Origin of the sequence: Clostridioides sp. ZZV15-6388, from assembly GCF_020657755.1 — a bacterium.
Classification (GTDB): domain Bacteria; phylum Bacillota; class Clostridia; order Peptostreptococcales; family Peptostreptococcaceae; genus Clostridioides.
On the sequence record NZ_JAGWCU010000030.1, the window covers coordinates 24,782 to 44,550 of the forward strand.

The following is a 19,769-nucleotide window of genomic DNA, read 5'->3' on the forward strand; positions in this document are numbered from 1 at the left end:
TTATTAATGTTTATAAAAAATGAGTTATGATATAGATTTATATTAAAAACTAATTCTTCAAATAAAGTCAATATAACTTACAAAATAGGACATATCCATGTACATTCTTACTACTAATAAAATATTCTTACACAAAGGTGAATCTTGTATATCAGGATTTACCTTTTTATATAGGAGAATCTCTATTTTATTTTAAAACAGTATATTTTTTGTTATACAAAAAAAACAGTTGACTTTTTATATATACCACTTCTATAATGTTATTGAAATTAAGTAAAATCATTGAACAAATGTAAAAATAATTAAAAAATCTTGATTTTGGAGGAAGGGAAATGAAAAAAATTGGAGATTTAAGATTAATGATGAAATGTTGTTCACTTTATTATGAAGATAATTTGAATCAACAAGAAATAGCAAATCAATTGGGAATATCAAGACCAACAATATCAAGAATACTAAAAGAAGCTTTTGAGCAAGGAATAGTAAAAATACAAATAGTTGATGTTTTAAAAAATGACTATCAAAAAATAGAGAGAAGTTTAGAAAGAAAATATAAATTGAAAGAAGTAATAGTAGTAGATGATAAACAAGATTCATTAACACAAAAACAAGAACTGGCAAGAGCTGTGTCTGAATATCTTACTAGAGTAGTAAAAGAAAATGATATAATTGGGGTTTCCATAGGAACAACTCTAAAAGAAATTCCTAGATATGTAGAAAAAAATAACTGCAAAAATGTTACATTTATACCTTTACTAGGTGGAATCGGAGATAATGAAATAGACATACATGCAAATCAAATAGCTGTAAGCTTAGCAAGAGCTTTTGGAGGAGATTTTAAGTTATTACATGCTCCTGCTGTGATGTCTGATTTATCTACAAAAGAAAAACTTTGTAAAGATGAAAAAATTAAAGAGGTACTAGATTTAATAGATAAAACAACTATTGCAATTGTAGGTATAGGAAACCCTATGAGTTTAAACTCAACGATAATGGCTTCAGGATACATGCATGAAGAAGATATAGACGATTTAAAAAAGTATAACTCAATAGGTGCAATTTGTTTGCAAGCTTTTGATAAGGAAGGAAAAACTTCAATACTTGAATTTAATCAAAGAGTATTAGGAGTAAAACTAAATGATTTGAAAAAGATAAAAAGAACAATAGGTGTTGCTTCAGGAGATGAAAAAATAGAAGCAATAAAAGCATCATTAAAAGCCAAATTTATAAATAGCTTAGCAATTAATCACAGTTTAGCACTTGAATTATTAGAAGATTGTGACTAATAAAAAGATAGATAAAAATTAATAGGAGGGAATTTATATGACAGTATCAAAAGAAACATTGCTTGAAATGTATAAGAGAATGAATCAAGCTAGAAAGTTTGAAGAGAAAGTTAGTTGGTTTTTTGCAAGAGGTATGGTACATGGAACAACTCATTTATCAGTAGGTCAAGAAGCTTCAAGTGTAGCCGCAGTAATGGCATTAGAAAAAGGAGATTTGGTTTCATTAACTCATAGAGGTCATAGCCAATTTATAGGAATGGGAATAGATTTAAATAAAATGATGGCTGAACTTATGGGGAAAGAGACTGGGTTTTGTAAAGGAAAAGGAGGCTCAATGCACATAGCAGATATTGAGTCAGGCAACTTAGGAGCAAATGGAGTCGTAGGTGGAGGTCTTACTATAGCTCCTGGAGCTGCACTTACACAACAATATAAAAAGACAGGAAAAATAGTTTTATGTAGTTTTGGTGATGGTGCATCAAATGAAGGTACATTTCATGAAGGAATAAACTTGTCATCAATATGGAAATTACCAATAATATTTTATTGTGAAAACAACCTATATGGTATGTCAACAAGTATAAAACGTCATATGAATATAGATAGTGTTGCTACAAGAGCAGCATCTTATGGTATAGAAGGTATATCTATAGATGGATATAATCCAATAGAAGTATATGAAACAGTACAAAAAGCTGCTGAAAAATGTAGAAGAGGAGAAGGGCCTGTACTAATTGAAAGTAGAACTTATAGATGGTTAGGTCATTCGAAATCAGATGCAAATGTATATAGAACAAAAGAAGAGATAGAATCATGGAAGTCAAAAGACCCTATAAAATTTTTAAGAAATTATCTTATAGAAAATAATATGGCAAATGAAAATGAATTAGATACAATTGAAGATTTTGCAAAACAATCAATAGAAGATGCAGTAGAATTTGCTCAAAATAGCCCAAATCCAAAAATAGAATCTTTATTAGAGGATGTATATGCAGACTAAAAATAGTAAAGGAGGAAAATAAAAATGAGTACAAGAGAATTAACATATGCACAAGCAATAAAAGAAGCAATGTCAGAAGAAATGAGAAGAGATGAAAATGTAGTATTTATGGGAGAAGATATAGGAATATACGGAGGAGCATTTGGCGTATCAGTGGGAATGATAGATGAATTTGGTCCAGAAAGAGTAAGAGATACACCTATATCAGAGGCAGCTATAGCAGGTGCAGCAGCAGGTGCAGCGGCAACTGGGTTAAGACCTATTATGGAAGTAATGTTTATGGATTTTGTTACAATATCTATGGATGCGATTGTAAATCAAGCAGCAAAAATGAGATATATGTTTGGTGGGAAAGCCCAAGTTCCAATGGTTGTTAGATGTCCTGGAGGTTCTGGAACTGGTTCAGCAGAACAACATTCACAAAGTTTGGAAGCATGGTTTTGTCATGTACCAGGGGTAAAAGTGGTTGCACCTTCAACACCAGCAGATGCTAAGGGATTATTAAAAGCAGCTATAAGAGACAATAATCCAGTAATATTTGTTGAAAACAAATTGTTATATAGAAAAAAAGGGATTGTCCCAGAGGGAGATTATGTAATTGATATTGGAAAGGCAGATGTTAAAAAAGAAGGTTCTGATGTTACAGTAATCACTTACGGAAGGATGTTGCAAAGTGTTGAAGAAGCTGCAGAAACTCTATTAAAAGAAAATATAGATGTAGAAATTATAGATTTAAGAACTTTATATCCACTAGATAAAGAGACAATCGTAAAAAGTGTATGCAAAACTGGTAGAGTTTTAATTTGTCATGAAGCAGCTAAGACTGGTGGTCTAGGTGGAGAAATATCAGCATTAATAACAGAAAGTGAATCATTTGATTATTTAGATGCACCAGTAAAAAGAATATGTGGAAAAGATGTGCCAATACCATATAATCCAGAACTAGAAAAAGCAGTAGTCCCAAGAATTGATGAAATAGAAGATGCAATAAGATCTTTAATTGTTAGATAAGGGGGGATAGAAATGGTGGCAAATAAAGTAAAAGCCACACCAGCAGCCAGAAATCAAGCAAGAAAAGACAACATAGAGTTAGATAGGCTGATTGGAAGTGGAGAAAATGGAAGAATACATCTAGTAGATGTGTTAAATTATATAGAAAATAATAAAGTAAAAGCAACTCCTTTAGCAAAAAGAATAGCGGAGGATTTAAATATAGATTTAGAAAATGTTGTAGGTACTGGATACAATAGAAAAATAAAAAAGTCAGATATAGAAAAGATACATACAAAAGAGACTCTCGTATCAACTGATGTATCTAAATCTAATGATACAAAAAAAACAAAATCAAAGCATGAAAATTTAAGTACATTTAATACTGTAGAAGGAGAGTTTGAAAAGCCAAATCCAATGAGAGCAACTGTAGCAAAACGAATGTCAGAAAGCTACTTCAGTGCTCCTGTATTTACATTCAATATAGAGGTAGATGCTACAGAACTTAAAGCACTTAGAGCAAAATTAATAGATACAGTAAAAGAGTCTACTGGAGTAAAATTAACAATGACAGATTTAATAGTAATGGCTGTATCTAGAGTACTTCCAAAGCATCAAGCATTAAATTCAGCATGGACGGATAATGGAATATTTAGATATAAAGATATAAATATAGCTATTGCTGTTGGGCTGGATGAAGGTTTATATGTCCCAGTAGTAAAAAATGTAAATGAAAAATCGTTAAAAGAAATAGCCAAAGAAAGCAAAGAACTTGCTGAAAAAGTAAAAACAGGAAAGCTTTTACCAGCAGACCAAGAAGGTAACACATTTACTATAAGCAATGTTGGAATGTATGGCATAACGACATTTACCCCTATAATAAATATGCCTTCAAGTGCGATACTTGGTGTGGGAGCAACTCAAGATAAGTTTGTTCCAGTAAATGGGGAGGCTAAAATAAAACCTATAATGAATTTATCATTAACATCAGACCACAGAATAATAGATGGTACAGTAGCAGCTAAATTCTTAAAGGATTTAAAAGAATTATTAGAAAATCCATTATCAATGCTTGTATAGGTTTTGATATCTTACTCTTTATGTAAATAAATTGAATAAAATACATAAAAGGATGTGTGTAATTTTAATAGATTTAAAATTATTATGTGCAATATTATTTGTAAAAAATATCTGTATGAATATAAGAGGATTAACTAAAATATATAAAAAATAAATAGGAGGATAGCCTATGTCAGTAGAAGTCATAATGCCAAAAGCTGGAGTAGCTATGGAAGAAGGTACTATAGTATCTTGGCTAAAACAAGAAGGCGAAGAAGTAAAAATTGGAGAACCTATACTAGAGATAACAACAGATAAAGTCAACATGGAAATAGAATCAGAAGGAGAAGGTATACTTGCTGCAATTATACACAAAGAAGAAGGAGAAGTATTACCAGTATTTACAGTAATAGGTATAATAGCAGAAAAGGGAGAAAAGCAAGAAGAAATAAAGGCTAAATATTTATCTGGAAATATATCAAAGGAGGATTTAATTGTTGAAACAGAAAAAATAGAAATAGAAGAAGAAAAGACAATCAAAAAAGAGGGTAATCATGATTATGATGTGGTAGTAGTAGGTGGAGGTCCTGGAGGGTATTTATCAGCACTAAAAGCAGCTATATTAGGAGGAAAAGTTGCATTAGTAGAAGAGGACACATTAGGAGGAACTTGCCTAAATAGAGGTTGTATTCCTACAAAAACTTATGTAAAAACAGTAGAAATATTAGAAGAAATTGAACAATTATCAAAGAGAGGTGTGAAAGTATCTGTTGATAAGGAACAAGATATAAAAAAGGCTATAAAATATAAAAATAGAGTGGTTAAAAAGCTTACAGCTGGTGTTGGTGGATTGTTAAAAAGCAGAGGAGTAGATGTTTTTAATCTTAAAGCTACTGTCAAAGAAGCACATAAAGTAATATTATCAGATGGAAAAGTTTTAGATACAGAAAATACAATAATTGCCACTGGTTCTAAGGTGAGAATCTTACCAATAAAAGGGATAGAATCAAAATTAATAATAACTAGTACGGAAGCTTTAGATTTAGACATAGTACCAGAAGAGTTAGTAATAATTGGTGGTGGAGTAATAGGTTGTGAATTTGCAGAGATATTCAACTCAAGAGGCTCTAAAGTAACTATAATAGAAATGGAAGACAGAATAATTCCAAGAATGGACAAAGAATTGAGTCAGTCTTTAAGAGATTCACTTAAGAAAAAGGGAATAACTATATTAACTGAAAAGAAAGTTTCTGAATTTAAGGAAGAAGGAAATAAAATAGTAGTATGTATTGAAGGAGAAGAACCAATAAAGGCAGATTTAGGTCTATATGCTATAGGAAGACAAGCTAATCTATCTGGTATAGAAGACTTAGATGTTAAAATAGATAGAGGTTCAATAGCTGTAAATAGCAAAATGGAAACAAGTATACCAAGTATATATGCAGTAGGTGATGTTACTGGAGGTATAATGCTAGCTCATGCAGCTTTTAAAATGGGAGAGGTAGCAGCTTCAAATGCTTTAGGTATGGATGAAGAAGTAGATTTAAGTGCATTACCTAGTTGTGTTTATACAGTTCCAGAGGTTGCATCAGTTGGACTTACAGAAGAAGATGCTAAACAAAAATATAATATAAAAATCGGTAAATTTAACTTTGCTGGAAATGGAAGAGCTTTAGCTTCTGGGCAAGAGCAAGGATATGTAAAAGTAATATCAGATGCTAAATATGGAGAAATTTTAGGTGTGCATATGTTTGGATGTGGTGTAGCAGAACTTATAAATCATGCAGCATCATTTAAGGCATTAGAAATACCTGCCGATGAAGCTAGTGATTTGATTTTTGGTCATCCATGCACTTCAGAAGCTCTAATGGAAGCTTTAGCAGATGTAAATGGTGAGTGTTTACATTTACCAAAAAAATAAGCTATTAACCTAAGTTTATATAATATATAAAATCTTGAAACACTCAATTAGCCATACCCTTTTTGTATAAATGTATGTATTTATACAAAAAGGGGTATTTTTTTGGAAAAATATAACATAGAGTTATTTGTAGTTTTTGTTGTACAAAAAAGATAGTAATATAGAATAATAGTGTCATTTTATATTTATTACAGAAAGATTTAGGAGAAAAGACTTTTTTGTTTTTTAAGATAGTATTATTTGTAAAAAATAAAAAAAATTTTCTTAATATTTAAATAAAAGAATAGCTTGATTTAAACGTTATAAGTTTATGAAGTAAAAAATGGCACAAAAAAAACACTATGTGGCATGTAAGTTGCTTATATAAATAGTAAGGAGGGACAATTACAAATGAGGCAAAGAATAAAAAACTTAATTGAAAATGAAGATAAAAAAAATCCTTTAACAGATGAAGCAATTTCAAGTATGTTAAATATTCGAAGAGAAGATGTTACCTTTTTAAGAAATGAATTAAAAATAGAAGATTCTAGACAAAGAAGAAAAGTTGTTTTGATTAAAGCTATAAAAGATATTGTAAAAGAAGAAAAAAATATAAATAAAAATGATATAACAAGAAGATTAAATAGTATTGGATTTACTGTATCGAGATTTACAGTTATACAGTATTTAAAAGAAATCCAAGATTCTGGTGATTTAAAACATGATAAAGAGCATGATGATAAAAAAGAGAAACTAAATGATAAAGAAGAAAAAATAGATGTAGCCTTTGATAAATTAATAGGAAGTAGTGGAAGTTTAAGTACAATCATCAAATTAGCTAAGGCAGCTATACTTTATCCACCTCATGGATTGCATACTATTATTATGGGTCCAACTGGTGTTGGAAAAAGTGAGTTAGCAGAGTGCATGTATAACTTTGCAGTAGAATCATCTAGATTTCCTAAAAATGCACCATTTATAGTCTTTAATGCAGCTGACTACTCAGAAAATCCACAACTTTTGTTATCTCAATTATTTGGTCATGTTAAGGGTGCTTTTACAGGAGCTGATGAAACTAAAGAAGGTCTGGTAACAAAAGCAGATGGAGGAATCTTGTTTATAGATGAAATACATAGATTGCCCTATGAGGGTCAAGAAATACTCTTTCAATTGATTGATAAGGGAATGGTTAGAAAATTAGGAGAAACAAAGCTTACAAATAAAATAAATGTAATGATTATTTCTGCAACTTCTGAACCAATAGATTCTCATTTACTTAATACCTTTAAAAGACGTATACCTGTGACAATTGAAATACCAGAATTAGTTGCAAGACCATTAAACGAAAGATTTGACATTATAAACAATTTTTTCTTGATAGAAGCCCAAAGAATGGGAGCAAACATACACATAAAATCAGATGTCTTAAAAGCCCTTATGCTTTATGATTGTATAGGAAATGTAGGTCAGCTTAGAAGTGATATTCAAGTAGCTTGTGCTAGAGGACTATTAAATCAACTTACAAATAAACAAAAAGAAGTAACTATAAATATATCAGATGTACCTGGGTATGTGAAACAAGGTCTTATAAGGATAAGAAATTGTAGAGGAAAGATAGAAAATTATGTAGATGGAGATTTAATTATAGATTCAGACTTTCAAATTGAGATAGAAAAGAAAAATGAAGATATATATACTTTCCCAGATGAAATCTACAAACTTACTGAAAGAAGACACATTGATTTATTAGAACAAGGTTTAGATTTTGATGTTATCAATAGGATTGTCGGAGGAGAATTAGAAAGCTGTATTCAGAAGTACATAAAACAAGTTAAAAAAGTTTCTATCACTGAGAATTTACCTGATATAAGTCCAATTGTTGGAAGATACATTGTAGAGTTAACTTATGAAGTAATCAAAATAGCATCACAGTATCTTAATTCATTAGAACCAAATCTACATTTATGTTTAGCTGTTCATTTAAAAGCAGCTTTTGAAAGATTAAAAGAAGGAAAGGTAATATCAAATGCTCATTTGAAAGAGATAATAGGAAATTATCCATTAGAGTATTCTGTAGCAGAAAAGGTAGCACAACATTTAAAGGAAAGATACAATATAAATTTGCCAAAAGAAGAAATAGGTATAATAGCAATATATTTTAAAATGAGTAGTAGAGGAGAAATTTCTGAACAAAAAAAGATAGGTGTACTTCTAATGGCTCATGGAAGAGTTGCATCATCTGTGTGTGAGGTTACCAATAAGTTATTAGGTATTAATCACGCAAGGTATTTGGATATGCCATTTGAGAAAAAGCCGGAAGAAATGATTGAAGAAGCTACTACTGTAATAAAAGATATTGATGAAGGAAGAGGAGTAATTATATTAGTTGATATGGGTTCACTTTCATACTTTGGAGATATTATCTCTGGAAAAACAGGGATTGATATAAGAACAATATCTAGATTTGATACATTACTCTGTATAGAAGTCATACGAAGAGCAGTTCTACCAGATTTAACAATAGATGAGATAGTTGATGAAGTTAAAAATATAGAGCCATTAGTAAAAGATAAAGTTAGTAAAGAGAACAATTCAAAAGTAGACAATAGAAAGCCTATAATTGTAACATTATGTATTACTGGATTGGGAGGAGCTTGTAAGATAAAGCAAAGTTTAGAGGAAAGTATTAAAGGGATAAATGAAAAGGTTGATATAGAGACTATTGGTATGATTGAATATCCAAGTCTTGATTTAGAGATAAAACAAATAAGTAATGAGAAAAATGTAATCGCAATAGTTGGAACAATTGACCCTCAGATACCAAACATCCCATTTTTTAGCCTAGTAGACATTAATGATAAAACAAAATTAAATCAAATAAATAACTTAATTGATACAAATCAAATTGCCAAAATAAATAAAAAATATGAATTATCTGATTTAATTCAAAAAGAAGATATATTTGTAGATTTAGAAATAAAATCAAAAGAAGAAGTTCTCAAATATATGAGCAAAAAACTTAGAGAAAAAGGCTATGTAACAAAAAATTTCTATAAAAAAGTAGTGGAAAGAGATAACTTATTTCCAACTGAGTTGTCAGATGGAATAGCAATACCTCATACAGATGGAATTGATGTAATCAGACCAGCAATAAGCATAGCAATCTTAAAAAATCCTATTGTATGGAGTAAAAACAAAGTAAAAATAATACTTTTACTAGCTGTAGACCAGAAATGTTTTAATCCATTGAATACTCTACTTACATTTATAGAAACAGATGAATTTAAAAAAATAAAAAACATTAAAGATAGAGATTTTATTAGGGAGATGATATTAGATGGAGTCAATGCAAATAATTAGTAGCAATTTAATTTTTAAAGATATTGAAGTATCAAGTAATGAAGATGCTTTGAAGTTTTTGGGACGACGTTTATTTGAGGAACAATATGTAAAAAAAAGTTATATAGAAGCAGTCATAGCAAGAGAGAAAAAATATGCAACAGGACTGCCAACAGGAAGTTATGGAGTAGCAATACCACATACAGATATAGTCCATGTAAATGAACCAGGGATAGCTATTGGTATATTAAATGAACCTGTAAAATTCATAATGATGGGTACAGATGATACTGAAATTGATGTAAAGGTTATATTTATGTTGGCAGTTAAAGAGCCACAAGAGCAATTACAACTATTAGAAAGACTTATGACAATATTTCAAGATGAAAATATTTTAAATAATATTATTGATTTAAGTGAAGAAAGTGTAAGTGATTTATTAAATTCTAAACTGAATAATTAAACATACACAAATAGTATTAAAAATATAAAAAGTTATCAAAGATTTCTAATTACAGATATCTTTAAAAATAAAATAATTTTAATGGGGGTGAATAATGTGGCTAAAAAAATATTAGTTGCATGTGGAACAGGAGTATGTACTTCAACAATTGCTATAAACAAATTAAAGAAGGCATTAGAAGAAGCTGGTAAATTAGATAGGGTTAGTATTACGCAATGTAAAGTAGTAGAAGTGGCTTCAAAAGCACCAGATTATGATTTAATAATCTGTACTACACAAATATCTAGTAGTATAAAAACACCTGTAATAAATGGGCTACCTTTTTTAACTGGAGTAGGAATGGATAAATTAATCAAAGAAGTGCTTGAAAAATTAGAGTTATAATTTGAATTTTTAAATGAAATAGTCTCTAAAATTTTTCGGTTTTAGAGACTGAAAATTAAATAGAGGAGGAAGTTTAGATGGCGATATTAAATTTCATTGTTGGTTTGGATGCACAAGTAATGATGCCAATAATAATATGTATTTTTGGCTTGATATTAGGTACAAAGCTTGGGAAATCTTTAAGAGCTGGTTTAACAGTAGGGGTTGGATTTATAGGTCTTAATACTATTATAGCTTTGTTAACAGATAACTTAGGTCCAGCTACACAACAAATGGTCAAAAATTTAGGGCTAAGCTTATCAATAATAGATGTTGGATGGCCAGCAGCATCAGCTATAGCTTTTGCATCAACAGTGGGTGCTTTAATTATTCCAATAGGTCTTGTAGTAAATATAGTTATGTTAATTACTAATACAACTCAAACTGTTGATGTAGATATATGGGATTACTGGCATTTTGCATTTACAGGAGCTTTGGTGGCAGGGGCTACACAAAGTGTTATGTGGGGTGTATTTGCAGCAGTAGCCAATATGGTAATTGTTTTAGTAATGGCAGATTTAACAGCTCCAGGTATAGAAGAATACTTAGGAATGCCAGGTATATCTCTTCCTCATGGATTTACACAAGCATTTGTTCCAATTGCTATAGTTGTAAATAAAGTACTAGATTTGATTCCAGGGATAAATAAAATTGAAATAAATGCTGACACATTACAGAAAAAATTTGGTCTATTTGGAGAACCTTTAATAATGGGGTCTTTAATAGGGATAATAATTGGTATTGCAGCGAAGTATGACATAAAAGGTATATTGCAGTTAGGAATAACTATGGGAGCTGTTTTAATACTAATTCCAAAGATGGCAGCTTTGTTAATGGAAGGTTTGTTGCCAGTTTCAGAGGCAGCACAAGAATTTATTGAAAAGAGATTTAAAAATAGAGGTAAAATATACATCGGTTTAGATTCAGCAGTAGGAATAGGACATCCTGTTACATTATCAGTTGCATTAGTACTAGTACCTCTAACTATAGTTATAGCAGCTATCTTACCAGGTAATAAAGTTTTACCTTTTGCAGATTTAGCTGTAATACCATTTGCACTTGTTTTAATCGTCCCAATTACAAAAGGGAATGTATTTAGAACTCTAATAATAGGAATAGTTATTATTACTTCTGGACTACTAATTGCAACTAATTTAGCACCTCTATTTACCCAAATGGCTTTAAATGCAAGCTTTAAAATGCCTGAAGGAGCAACTATGATTTCAAGTATTTGTGATGGTGCAAATCCATTAAGCTGGGTATTTGTAAAAATTATGAATTACAAAGTAATTGGAGGAATAATTTTGGCTGTTATAGCTTTAGGGATGGCTATCTATAATAGAAGTAGAATAATAAAGGAAAATAAAGCATTATCTACACAAGATGAAGCTTAAATGTAATTTTATTAAGGAGTGTGTAAATTATGAAAAAATATATATATGATTCTAAAAGATATACAGTTAGTGTAACAATACCAGGAATTTTTATGATTTTAATATTGATTTATGCACTATTTAATAATTATATAAATCCTAGTATTAATATATATAGCCTGATGATAGTTATTTGTACTTATGGAGTATTTAATACGTTTGTATCTTCAAGTAATCCTAAAATGATTACTATGGACAATAAATACATATGTTTTAGTTCATTTAATATTACACATAAGTATGAAATTAAAGATATAAAAAAAATAAGAATAAGAGAATTTCATGGCAAAAAAATGTATCTAAAAATTAATGATGGTAGTTTTCTTAAGGGGAGATATTGGATAAAAACAAACATGTTTAATGGCAATATAGAATTATATAATTATTTTATTGAATTAGAAGAATGTTTGCACCCAGAATCATTAAAATTTAGAAATAAAAGCTTAAAGAGTAATGAACTATAAAAAATGAAAATTTCAAATTAAAATCGACTTGTGTTTAGTATAAGTATATAAGTTTAAATTTTATAAAGAGTTTTTAGAATTTTCAATTAAAATGTCAAGAGTAATATCTTATTGTGTAAGATATATAACAGGAACATATAAAACTATGTTTCTAATAAATGGGAGGATTTAGCTAATGTTATTAGAAAATTTGAGAAAAGAGGTATTACAAGCGTCTTTAGACCTTCTAAACTATAATTTAGTTACATTGACAGGAGGAAATGTCAGTGGAAGAGATGAAGAAACTGGATATATAGCAATCACACCAAGTGGAATGGATTATAGAAATCTTACACCAAGTGATATTGTTGTAATAGATATAGATGGAAATACTGTAGATGGTAAATGGAAAGCATCAGTGGATTCACCAGACCACTTATATATATATAAACATAGAAATGATATAAATAGTATAATACATACACACTCTACATATTCAAGTTGCTTTGCAATTTTAAATGAGTCTATAGAGTGTGCAAGTACAACTCTTGCAAATGAAGTAGGAGGTTCAGTTCCAGTTGCAAAATTTTCACCACCAACATCTAATCAGATGGGAAAATGTGTTATTGATGCAATAGGTGATAAGAGAGCTTGTCTTTTAGCAAATCATGGAGTAATTGCAGTTGGACCATCTGTAAACCATGCATTTACAGCAGCAGTAATGTTAGAAGACGCAGCAAAAGTATATTATTTGGCAAAGTCAATTGGTACACCAGTATTATTGCCAGATGAAGAAATTCAAAGAGCTAGAAATGTATTTCTTAATGTGTATGGTCAAGACAAGTAAACCTAATAAAACTCTCATAGTAATATAAAAACACAGATGTTCAGTAATAGTAAGGTGTTGTATTATGTTATAATAAGTTTAATGATTTAGAAAGAATAATTTAAAGTTAAATACTATGTAAACTTATTTAAATTTAAAATAAATAGGAAGATAAAATATAAAAGGAGTCTATATTTTTATGTATTACTTATTAAACAAAAACACCAATCCTTACTTTAATTTAGCTCTAGAAGAGTATCTATTTTTAAATGAGAAATATAATGATGATATCATAATCATATGGAGAAATGAAGAATCTATTTTTATAGGAAAAAATCAAAATCCATATCAGGAGATACATCATGATGTTATTGAAAATGGCGAAATTCCCATTTTAAGAAGAATATCTGGTGGAGGTACTGTGTATCATGACTTAGGAAACATCAATATGTCATTTATACAAAAAAATAGAAGTCTTCATGAAATAGATTTTTTAGAACATACTAAATTTATGCAAAGTATGCTTTTATCATTTGGATTAGATGTATCCATAACAGAAAGAAAAGATTTATTCTTGAATGGCAAAAAAATTTCTGGTTCTGCACAATCTATAAAAAGGCAAAATTCTCTTTATCATGGAACTCTTCTTTATGATTCAGATTTAAATAAATTAACTAAGTATTTAAATTCAGATAAATCAACAGAATCAAAGGCAACTAAGTCTGTTTCAAGCAAAGTTACAAATATTAATTTTCTACTTAAAAAAGATATATATTATTTTTTAGATTATTGTGTTAATTATATAAAAAATAATATAAAAAATATAAAAGAAGTTGAATTAGACGATGATGATATCAAAAGTGTATACAATCTGGTAGAAGATAAATATAAAAAAACAGAATGGATATATAATAAAACGCCTAAGTTTCAAATAGTTTTACCAATTGATAATAAAAGGAAAATCAATGTACATGTTAATAAATGGAAAATATCAAAATGTTTTATTTCTTGTGAAGATGGTATAGTCAATATGGATAAATTGATAGAAGTAGATTTTAACAAACAAGAAATAAAAAACAAAATTTTAGAAAATTATCCAGATTACATGGATTTAATTGATTTAATATTTTAATACAAAACCTCTAGATTGATAAACTTGTTTTATATCAATCTAGAGGTTTAAATATTTTTTATAGATATACAAACTGTTACAAAGTTGTAAAATAAAAAGATGAAGCTATTGAAAAATCAATATAATTTGCAACAAACACACATATTTTAGGCTAGAAAATGGATATTACCTATTTATACAACTGAAAATTTAATATATAATTAATCAGATGGTTAAAATATAAAAACATTAAAAGTTTTAATAAATGATAGGTAAAAATAAAATACGAGGTGATACCATGTATAGTGTTATAATTGTTGCGGCAGGAAGCGGAAGGAGAATGAACTTAGACGTAAATAAGCAGTTCATAAAATTAAGAGAAAAAGAAATCATAGCGCATACAATTCAAGTTTTTTACGAAAATATAAATATAGATGAAATTGTGGTATGTATAAAAAAAGAAGAGGAAGATTTTTTTAAGGAAAATATAATAAATAAATATAACTTTAAAAATATAAAAATAGCATATGGTGGAAAAGAAAGACAAGACTCAATATATAATGGATTAAAAAAATTAGATAAAAATTGTGATATAGTACTTATTCATGATGGAGCGAGACCTTTTGTAGACCATAGAATAATAAATGAATCTATAAAAATGGCTAAAGAAAAAAAGGCCGTAGTTGTAGGTGTACCAGTAAGTGATACTATAAAAATAGTATCTGATGGTACAGTACAAGAAACTCCAGAAAGAAGTCTATTGTGGGCAGCACAAACCCCTCAAACTTTTGAATATAATCTTATAATAAATGCTTATGAACAAGCGTATAAAACTAACTATTATGGAACAGATGACTCAATGCTAGTAGAAAATATAGGGCAAAGTGTTACGATGGTAATGGGTTCTTATGAAAATATAAAAATAACTAGTCCAGAAGATTTAAATATAGCAGAACAAATATTAAATATGGAAAAAAGAGATGAAGTGAATAGTAGAAGGAGAATTATATGAGAATAGGATTGGGATATGATGTACACAAATTGACAGAAGAAAGAAAACTTATAATTGGTGGAGTAGAGATACCACATGATAAAGGTTTACTAGGTCATTCTGATGCTGATGTATTGATACATGCAATAATGGATTCTATTTTAGGGGCATTAGCTTTAGGCGATATAGGTAAGCATTTCCCAGATACAGATGAAAAATATAAGGGAATAGATAGTATGAAATTATTAGAACATGTATATAATCTAATAACAAGTAAAGGATATAAAATTGGTAATATAGATAGTACTATAATTGCTCAAAGTCCTAAGATGGCTCCTCACATTGAGCGTATGAGAAAAAACATAGCAAAAGTTTTAAATACAGATATTGAAAACATAAATATAAAAGCAACTACAGAAGAAGGTCTTGGTTTTACAGGAGCAAAACAAGGAATAGCTTCACAAAGTATTTGTTTATTATTATTGACAAGTCAGAATAATTAATATATTATTAGTAATAAGTTTAATGGATATCAAATAATAGGCCTATATAGAATATCTATAATATGTGAATTTAAGTAAAATTAATATAAATATAAAATTAGCTATGATAAAGAAATAGTAAAATGACGAAATCTTCACAGAGAGAAAACAGAGGTGAGAGTTTTCAAGAGGAAGTCTTTGAACCTGTCTTTTAGCTTAAAGGTATAAAAATCTTTACGGTAGGAACCGTTACATTCCCTAAAGAGAGCTATTTATATAGCTAACTAGAGTGGTACCGCGGAAATCAAACCTTTCGTCTCTATACTTGTATAGAGATGAGGGGTTTTTTATATTTTCAGGAAAACAATATTCAGGAGGAATTTATTAATGAAAATGTCTAAAATGTTTATGCCAACATTGAAGGAGATTCCAGCAGATGCTGAAATCACAAGCCATCAATTAATGGTGAGGTCAGGAATGATAAAAAAAATGACTTCAGGAGTTTATAATCAATTGCCAATGGGGTTAAGGGTATTCAAAAAAATTGAGCAAATAATTAGAGAAGAATTAAATAAAAAAGATTGTCAAGAAATATTATGTGCGGCTTTACTTCCATCAGAATTGTGGAAAGAATCTGGAAGATGGACTGCTATGGGTGCAGAAATGTTTAGGTTAAAAGATAGAACAGAAAGAGAGTACTGCCTTGGGCCAACGCATGAAGAAGCTTTTACTGACATAATAAGACAAGAGATTACTTCATATAAACAATTACCACTGAACTTGTATCAAATACAAGTAAAGTATAGAGATGAGAGAAGACCAAGATTTGGTGTTATGAGAACTAAGACTTTTACAATGAAGGATGCATACAGCTTTGATGTAGATGAAGCAGGGTTAGATAAATCATATCAAGATATGTTTGATGCATATGTAAGTATATTTGATAGATGTGGATTAGACAATAGCCCAGTACAGGCAGACTCAGGAGCTATAGGAGGTTCTACATCAGCTGAGTTTATGGTTAAATCAGAAGTTGGAGAAGATGAAGTTGTATTCTGTAGTGGATGTGACTATGCAGCCAATGTAGAAAGAGCAGAGTCTTGTAATGCAGTATCAGAAAAAGAAGAAATGAAGGAATTAGAAGAAGTTCATACACCAGGAGCATCTACAATAAAAGAATTAGAAGAGTTTTTAAATGCTTCTCCAGATAAATTTGCTAAGACTTTAGTATATGAAGCAGATGGGAAAACAGTTGTAGTTGTTGTAAGAGGAGATAGAGAAGTTAATGAAGTTAAGGTATCTAATGCAATAGGTTCTGTTATAGAATTTGCACTTGCTACAGACGATGTTGTAAGAGAAGTAACTAATGCAGAGGTTGGGTTTGCTGGGCCAATAGGAGTAAATGCTGATTATGTCTTTATAGATAAAGAAATTGTTGAGCAAAGAAATATAGTTGTTGGAGCTAATAAAACTGAGTATCACATAAGAAATGCTAACTATGGAAGAGATTTTGAAGGTATAGTTGGAGACTTTAGAAATGTTCAAGAAGGTGACAAATGTATAGTGTGTGGTAAACCTCTTGAAATAGCTAGAGGTGTTGAAGTAGGACACATATTTAAGTTAGGAACTAAATACTCAGAATCTATGAATGCAAACTTTATTGATAGAGATGGTAAATCAAAACCTATAATAATGGGATGCTATGGTATAGGTGTAGAAAGAACAGCAGCAGCTATAATTGAGCAACATAATGATGAAAAAGGTATAATTTGGCCTTTATCAGTAGCTCCATATCATGTTGTGATAGTTCCAGCAAATATGAAAAATGAGGAACAAATGTCATTAGCTGAAAAGATATATAATGATTTACAAGATATGGGTGTTGAAGTCTTATTAGACGATAGAGATGAAAGAATTGGTGTTAAATTCAACGATTCAGAATTAATAGGAATACCTATGAGAATTACAGTAGGTAAAAATATTGATGAAGGTAAAGTAGAATTTAAACTTAGATACGAAGAAGATAAAGAGTTAATTAAAATAGAAGAAATAAGTGAAAAAGTAAAAGCAGAATTTATCAAAAACAATGTTAAGTTAGGATAATAATTTAAAGAAAGCTACTGTATAGATAATCAGAGTTGTACTTTATAAATGCCCTTTTATCTATATAAAAAAGATAAAAGGGTGTTTTTGTATAAAAACATAATAAATGAGGAGGTAATTAAGATGGCAAAAAATGAAAAACAATTTGTTGAAGAAATAACAAAGATGGAAGATGATTTTCCACAATGGTATACGGATGTTATAACTAAGACTGATTTAGTTGATTATGCACCAGTAAAAGGATTTATGGTCGTAAAACCATATGGATATGCTTTATGGGAAAAAATGCAAGAATTTATGGATAAAAAATTCAAAGAAACTGGACACAAAAACTGTTATTTTCCATTATTGATACCAGAAAGTTTATTAAACAAAGAAGCAGAGCATGTTGAGGGGTTTGCTCCAGAAGTTGCATGGGTAACACATGGAGGAAATAAAAAACTAGAAGAAAGATTATGTGTAAGACCTACTTCAGAAACTATAATATGTACAATGTATGCTAAATGGCTAAAATCATATAGAGAGTTACCATATCTTTATAATCAATGGTGTTCAGTTGTTAGATGGGAAAAATCAACTAGACCTTTCTTAAGAACATCTGAATTCTTATGGCAAGAAGGTCATACATTACATGAAACAGCAGAAGAAGCACAACAAGAAACAATACAACAATTAGAAATATATAAAGCTTTATGTGAAGAATTGCTTGCAATGCCAGTTGTATCTGGTCAAAAAAGTGAAAGTGAAAAATTTGCAGGTGGTGAAAGAACATATACTATAGAAGCTATGATGCATGATGGGAAAGCATTACAATCAGGTACAAGTCACTTCTTAGGACAACACTTTACAAAAGCGTTTGATATTACTTTTGCAGATAGAGAAGGTAACTTAGCTAATCCATATCATACATCTTGGGGAGCATCTACAAGACTTATAGGTGGGCTTATAATGACTCATAGTGATAATAGAGGTTTAGTATTACCACCAAGAGTAGCCCCAATACAAGTTGTTATAGTTCCTATAGCTGCTAAAAAAGGCAATGTAATGGAAACTGTTGATAAAATATATGCAGATTTAAAAGCTAAAGGAGTAACTGTAGAAGTTGATGATAGAGATAACTATACAACTGGATGGAAATTTAATGAGTGGGAAATGAAAGGTGTACCAGTAAGAATTGAAATTGGACCAAAAGATATAGAAAATAATCAAGCTATGATATTTAGAAGAGATACTCTAGAAAAGAGTTCTATGCCTCTAGAAGGATTAGCTGATGCTGTATATGATTTATTTGATGTTATACACAATGATATGTTTGAAAAAGCAAGAAAACATAGAGAAGATAATACATCTGTAGTTGAAAATATGGATGAATTTAGAAAGGCCTTGGAAGAAAAACCAGGATTCATAAAAACTATGTGGTGTGGAGATGCTGAATGTGAGGCTAAGATTAAGGAAGAGACAGGGGCGACTATAAGATGTCTACCTTTTGAACAAGAAAACTTAGGTCACAAGTGTATATATTGTGGAAAAGAAGCAGACCATATGGTAGTAATGGCAAAAGCTTACTAGAATCAAATATTTAAATGTAAAAATAGTTTAGCTGGGATGTAAAGTATTAAATACTTTATCCCAGTTTTTTATTGTTTAATATTCTACTAAGATTAATAATACTTTCAATGGGTGATAATAATATAACTGAGTAGATTAAAGATTTGAAAAAGTAAAATTTTAAATTTAAATAATGTTAAAGAAGATTCTAATAGCAAGGAACATGTAGAAGAAGGATTTAGAAATTACAATAAAATTGCCGAAAAGCCCCCTTCTTTAGATGTGGGGATGAAAGGCAAGGTCTTAATATAAATAAAAGTCAGAATAATACTTGCAACCTAACACTACGAATGATAGATTATGTGTAGGAGG

Annotated in this window: 16 protein-coding genes and 1 other annotated feature; all 16 genes read left to right on the forward strand. The window is 29.6% G+C overall.

Features of this window, described 5'->3' with window-relative positions; genetic code table 11:
* Positions 1-332: 332 nt before the first annotated feature.
* The 16 genes from KGF48_RS15745 to proS all read left to right on the forward strand — a co-directional run bounded on the left by KGF48_RS15745 (position 333) and on the right by proS (position 19,418).
* On the forward strand, positions 333-1,286 hold the full coding sequence (locus tag KGF48_RS15745; protein WP_227830185.1) for a sugar-binding transcriptional regulator: 954 nt from the start codon (positions 333-335) through the stop codon (positions 1,284-1,286).
* Positions 1,287-1,323: 37 nt separating this feature from the next.
* Positions 1,324-2,286 carry a thiamine pyrophosphate-dependent dehydrogenase E1 component subunit alpha gene (locus tag KGF48_RS15750; protein ID WP_227830184.1) on the forward strand — a complete coding sequence of 321 codons (963 nt, stop codon included), beginning with the start codon at positions 1,324-1,326 and terminating at the stop codon, positions 2,284-2,286.
* A gap of 24 nt (positions 2,287-2,310) precedes the next feature.
* Positions 2,311-3,297 carry an alpha-ketoacid dehydrogenase subunit beta gene (locus KGF48_RS15755; RefSeq protein WP_227868228.1) on the forward strand — a complete coding sequence of 329 codons (987 nt, stop codon included), beginning with the start codon at positions 2,311-2,313 and terminating at the stop codon, positions 3,295-3,297.
* Positions 3,298-3,309: 12 nt separating this feature from the next.
* Entirely contained in the window at positions 3,310-4,356 is a 1,047-nt protein-coding gene (locus KGF48_RS15760) for a 2-oxo acid dehydrogenase subunit E2 (protein ID WP_227868229.1), read from the forward strand.
* A 169-nt stretch (positions 4,357-4,525) separates the two neighbouring features.
* On the forward strand, positions 4,526-6,256 hold the full coding sequence (gene lpdA / locus KGF48_RS15765; protein WP_227830181.1) for a dihydrolipoyl dehydrogenase: 1,731 nt from the start codon (positions 4,526-4,528) through the stop codon (positions 6,254-6,256).
* A gap of 390 nt (positions 6,257-6,646) precedes the next feature.
* The gene (locus KGF48_RS15770; protein ID WP_227868230.1) at positions 6,647-9,595 is read left to right on the forward strand and encodes a sigma 54-interacting transcriptional regulator; all 2,949 of its coding nucleotides are present in this window, start codon (positions 6,647-6,649) and stop codon (positions 9,593-9,595) included.
* Entirely contained in the window at positions 9,573-10,037 is a 465-nt protein-coding gene (locus KGF48_RS15775) for a PTS sugar transporter subunit IIA (protein ID WP_227868231.1), read from the forward strand. Before KGF48_RS15770 ends, KGF48_RS15775 begins: the two co-directional genes overlap by 23 nt.
* Positions 10,038-10,118: 81 nt before the next feature.
* The gene (locus KGF48_RS15780) at positions 10,119-10,421 is read left to right on the forward strand and encodes a PTS sugar transporter subunit IIB (RefSeq protein ID WP_227437087.1); all 303 of its coding nucleotides are present in this window, start codon (positions 10,119-10,121) and stop codon (positions 10,419-10,421) included.
* Positions 10,422-10,498: 77 nt separating this feature from the next.
* The gene (locus tag KGF48_RS15785) at positions 10,499-11,854 is read left to right on the forward strand and encodes a PTS transporter subunit IIC (RefSeq protein WP_227868232.1); all 1,356 of its coding nucleotides are present in this window, start codon (positions 10,499-10,501) and stop codon (positions 11,852-11,854) included.
* Between the two features lie 29 nt (positions 11,855-11,883).
* Positions 11,884-12,357: a hypothetical protein gene (locus KGF48_RS15790; RefSeq protein WP_227830177.1), complete on the forward strand. Its 474-nt coding sequence runs from the start codon at positions 11,884-11,886 to the stop codon at positions 12,355-12,357.
* Between the two features lie 175 nt (positions 12,358-12,532).
* Positions 12,533-13,183 (forward strand): class II aldolase/adducin family protein, encoded by a 651-nt coding sequence (locus tag KGF48_RS15795; protein ID WP_227830176.1) that lies wholly within the window; start codon positions 12,533-12,535, stop codon positions 13,181-13,183.
* 178 nt (positions 13,184-13,361) lie between these two features.
* Complete coding sequence (locus KGF48_RS15800) at positions 13,362-14,294, forward strand: lipoate--protein ligase family protein (protein WP_227868233.1); 933 nt, start codon at positions 13,362-13,364, stop codon at positions 14,292-14,294.
* A gap of 277 nt (positions 14,295-14,571) precedes the next feature.
* Positions 14,572-15,285 carry a 2-C-methyl-D-erythritol 4-phosphate cytidylyltransferase gene (ispD, locus tag KGF48_RS15805; RefSeq protein ID WP_227839848.1) on the forward strand — a complete coding sequence of 238 codons (714 nt, stop codon included), beginning with the start codon at positions 14,572-14,574 and terminating at the stop codon, positions 15,283-15,285.
* Entirely contained in the window at positions 15,282-15,767 is a 486-nt protein-coding gene (ispF, locus tag KGF48_RS15810) for a 2-C-methyl-D-erythritol 2,4-cyclodiphosphate synthase (RefSeq protein ID WP_227839849.1), read from the forward strand. The genes ispD and ispF overlap by 4 nt, the downstream gene beginning before the upstream one ends.
* 94 nt (positions 15,768-15,861) lie before the next feature.
* Positions 15,862-16,070: a binding site (T-box leader), on the forward strand.
* Positions 16,071-16,133: 63 nt separating this feature from the next.
* Positions 16,134-17,849 (forward strand): proline--tRNA ligase, encoded by a 1,716-nt coding sequence (locus tag KGF48_RS15815; RefSeq protein WP_227839850.1) that lies wholly within the window; start codon positions 16,134-16,136, stop codon positions 17,847-17,849.
* 123 nt (positions 17,850-17,972) lie between these two features.
* Complete coding sequence (gene proS, locus KGF48_RS15820) at positions 17,973-19,418, forward strand: proline--tRNA ligase (RefSeq protein WP_227839851.1); 1,446 nt, start codon at positions 17,973-17,975, stop codon at positions 19,416-19,418.
* The last annotated feature ends 351 nt before the right edge of the window (positions 19,419-19,769 follow it).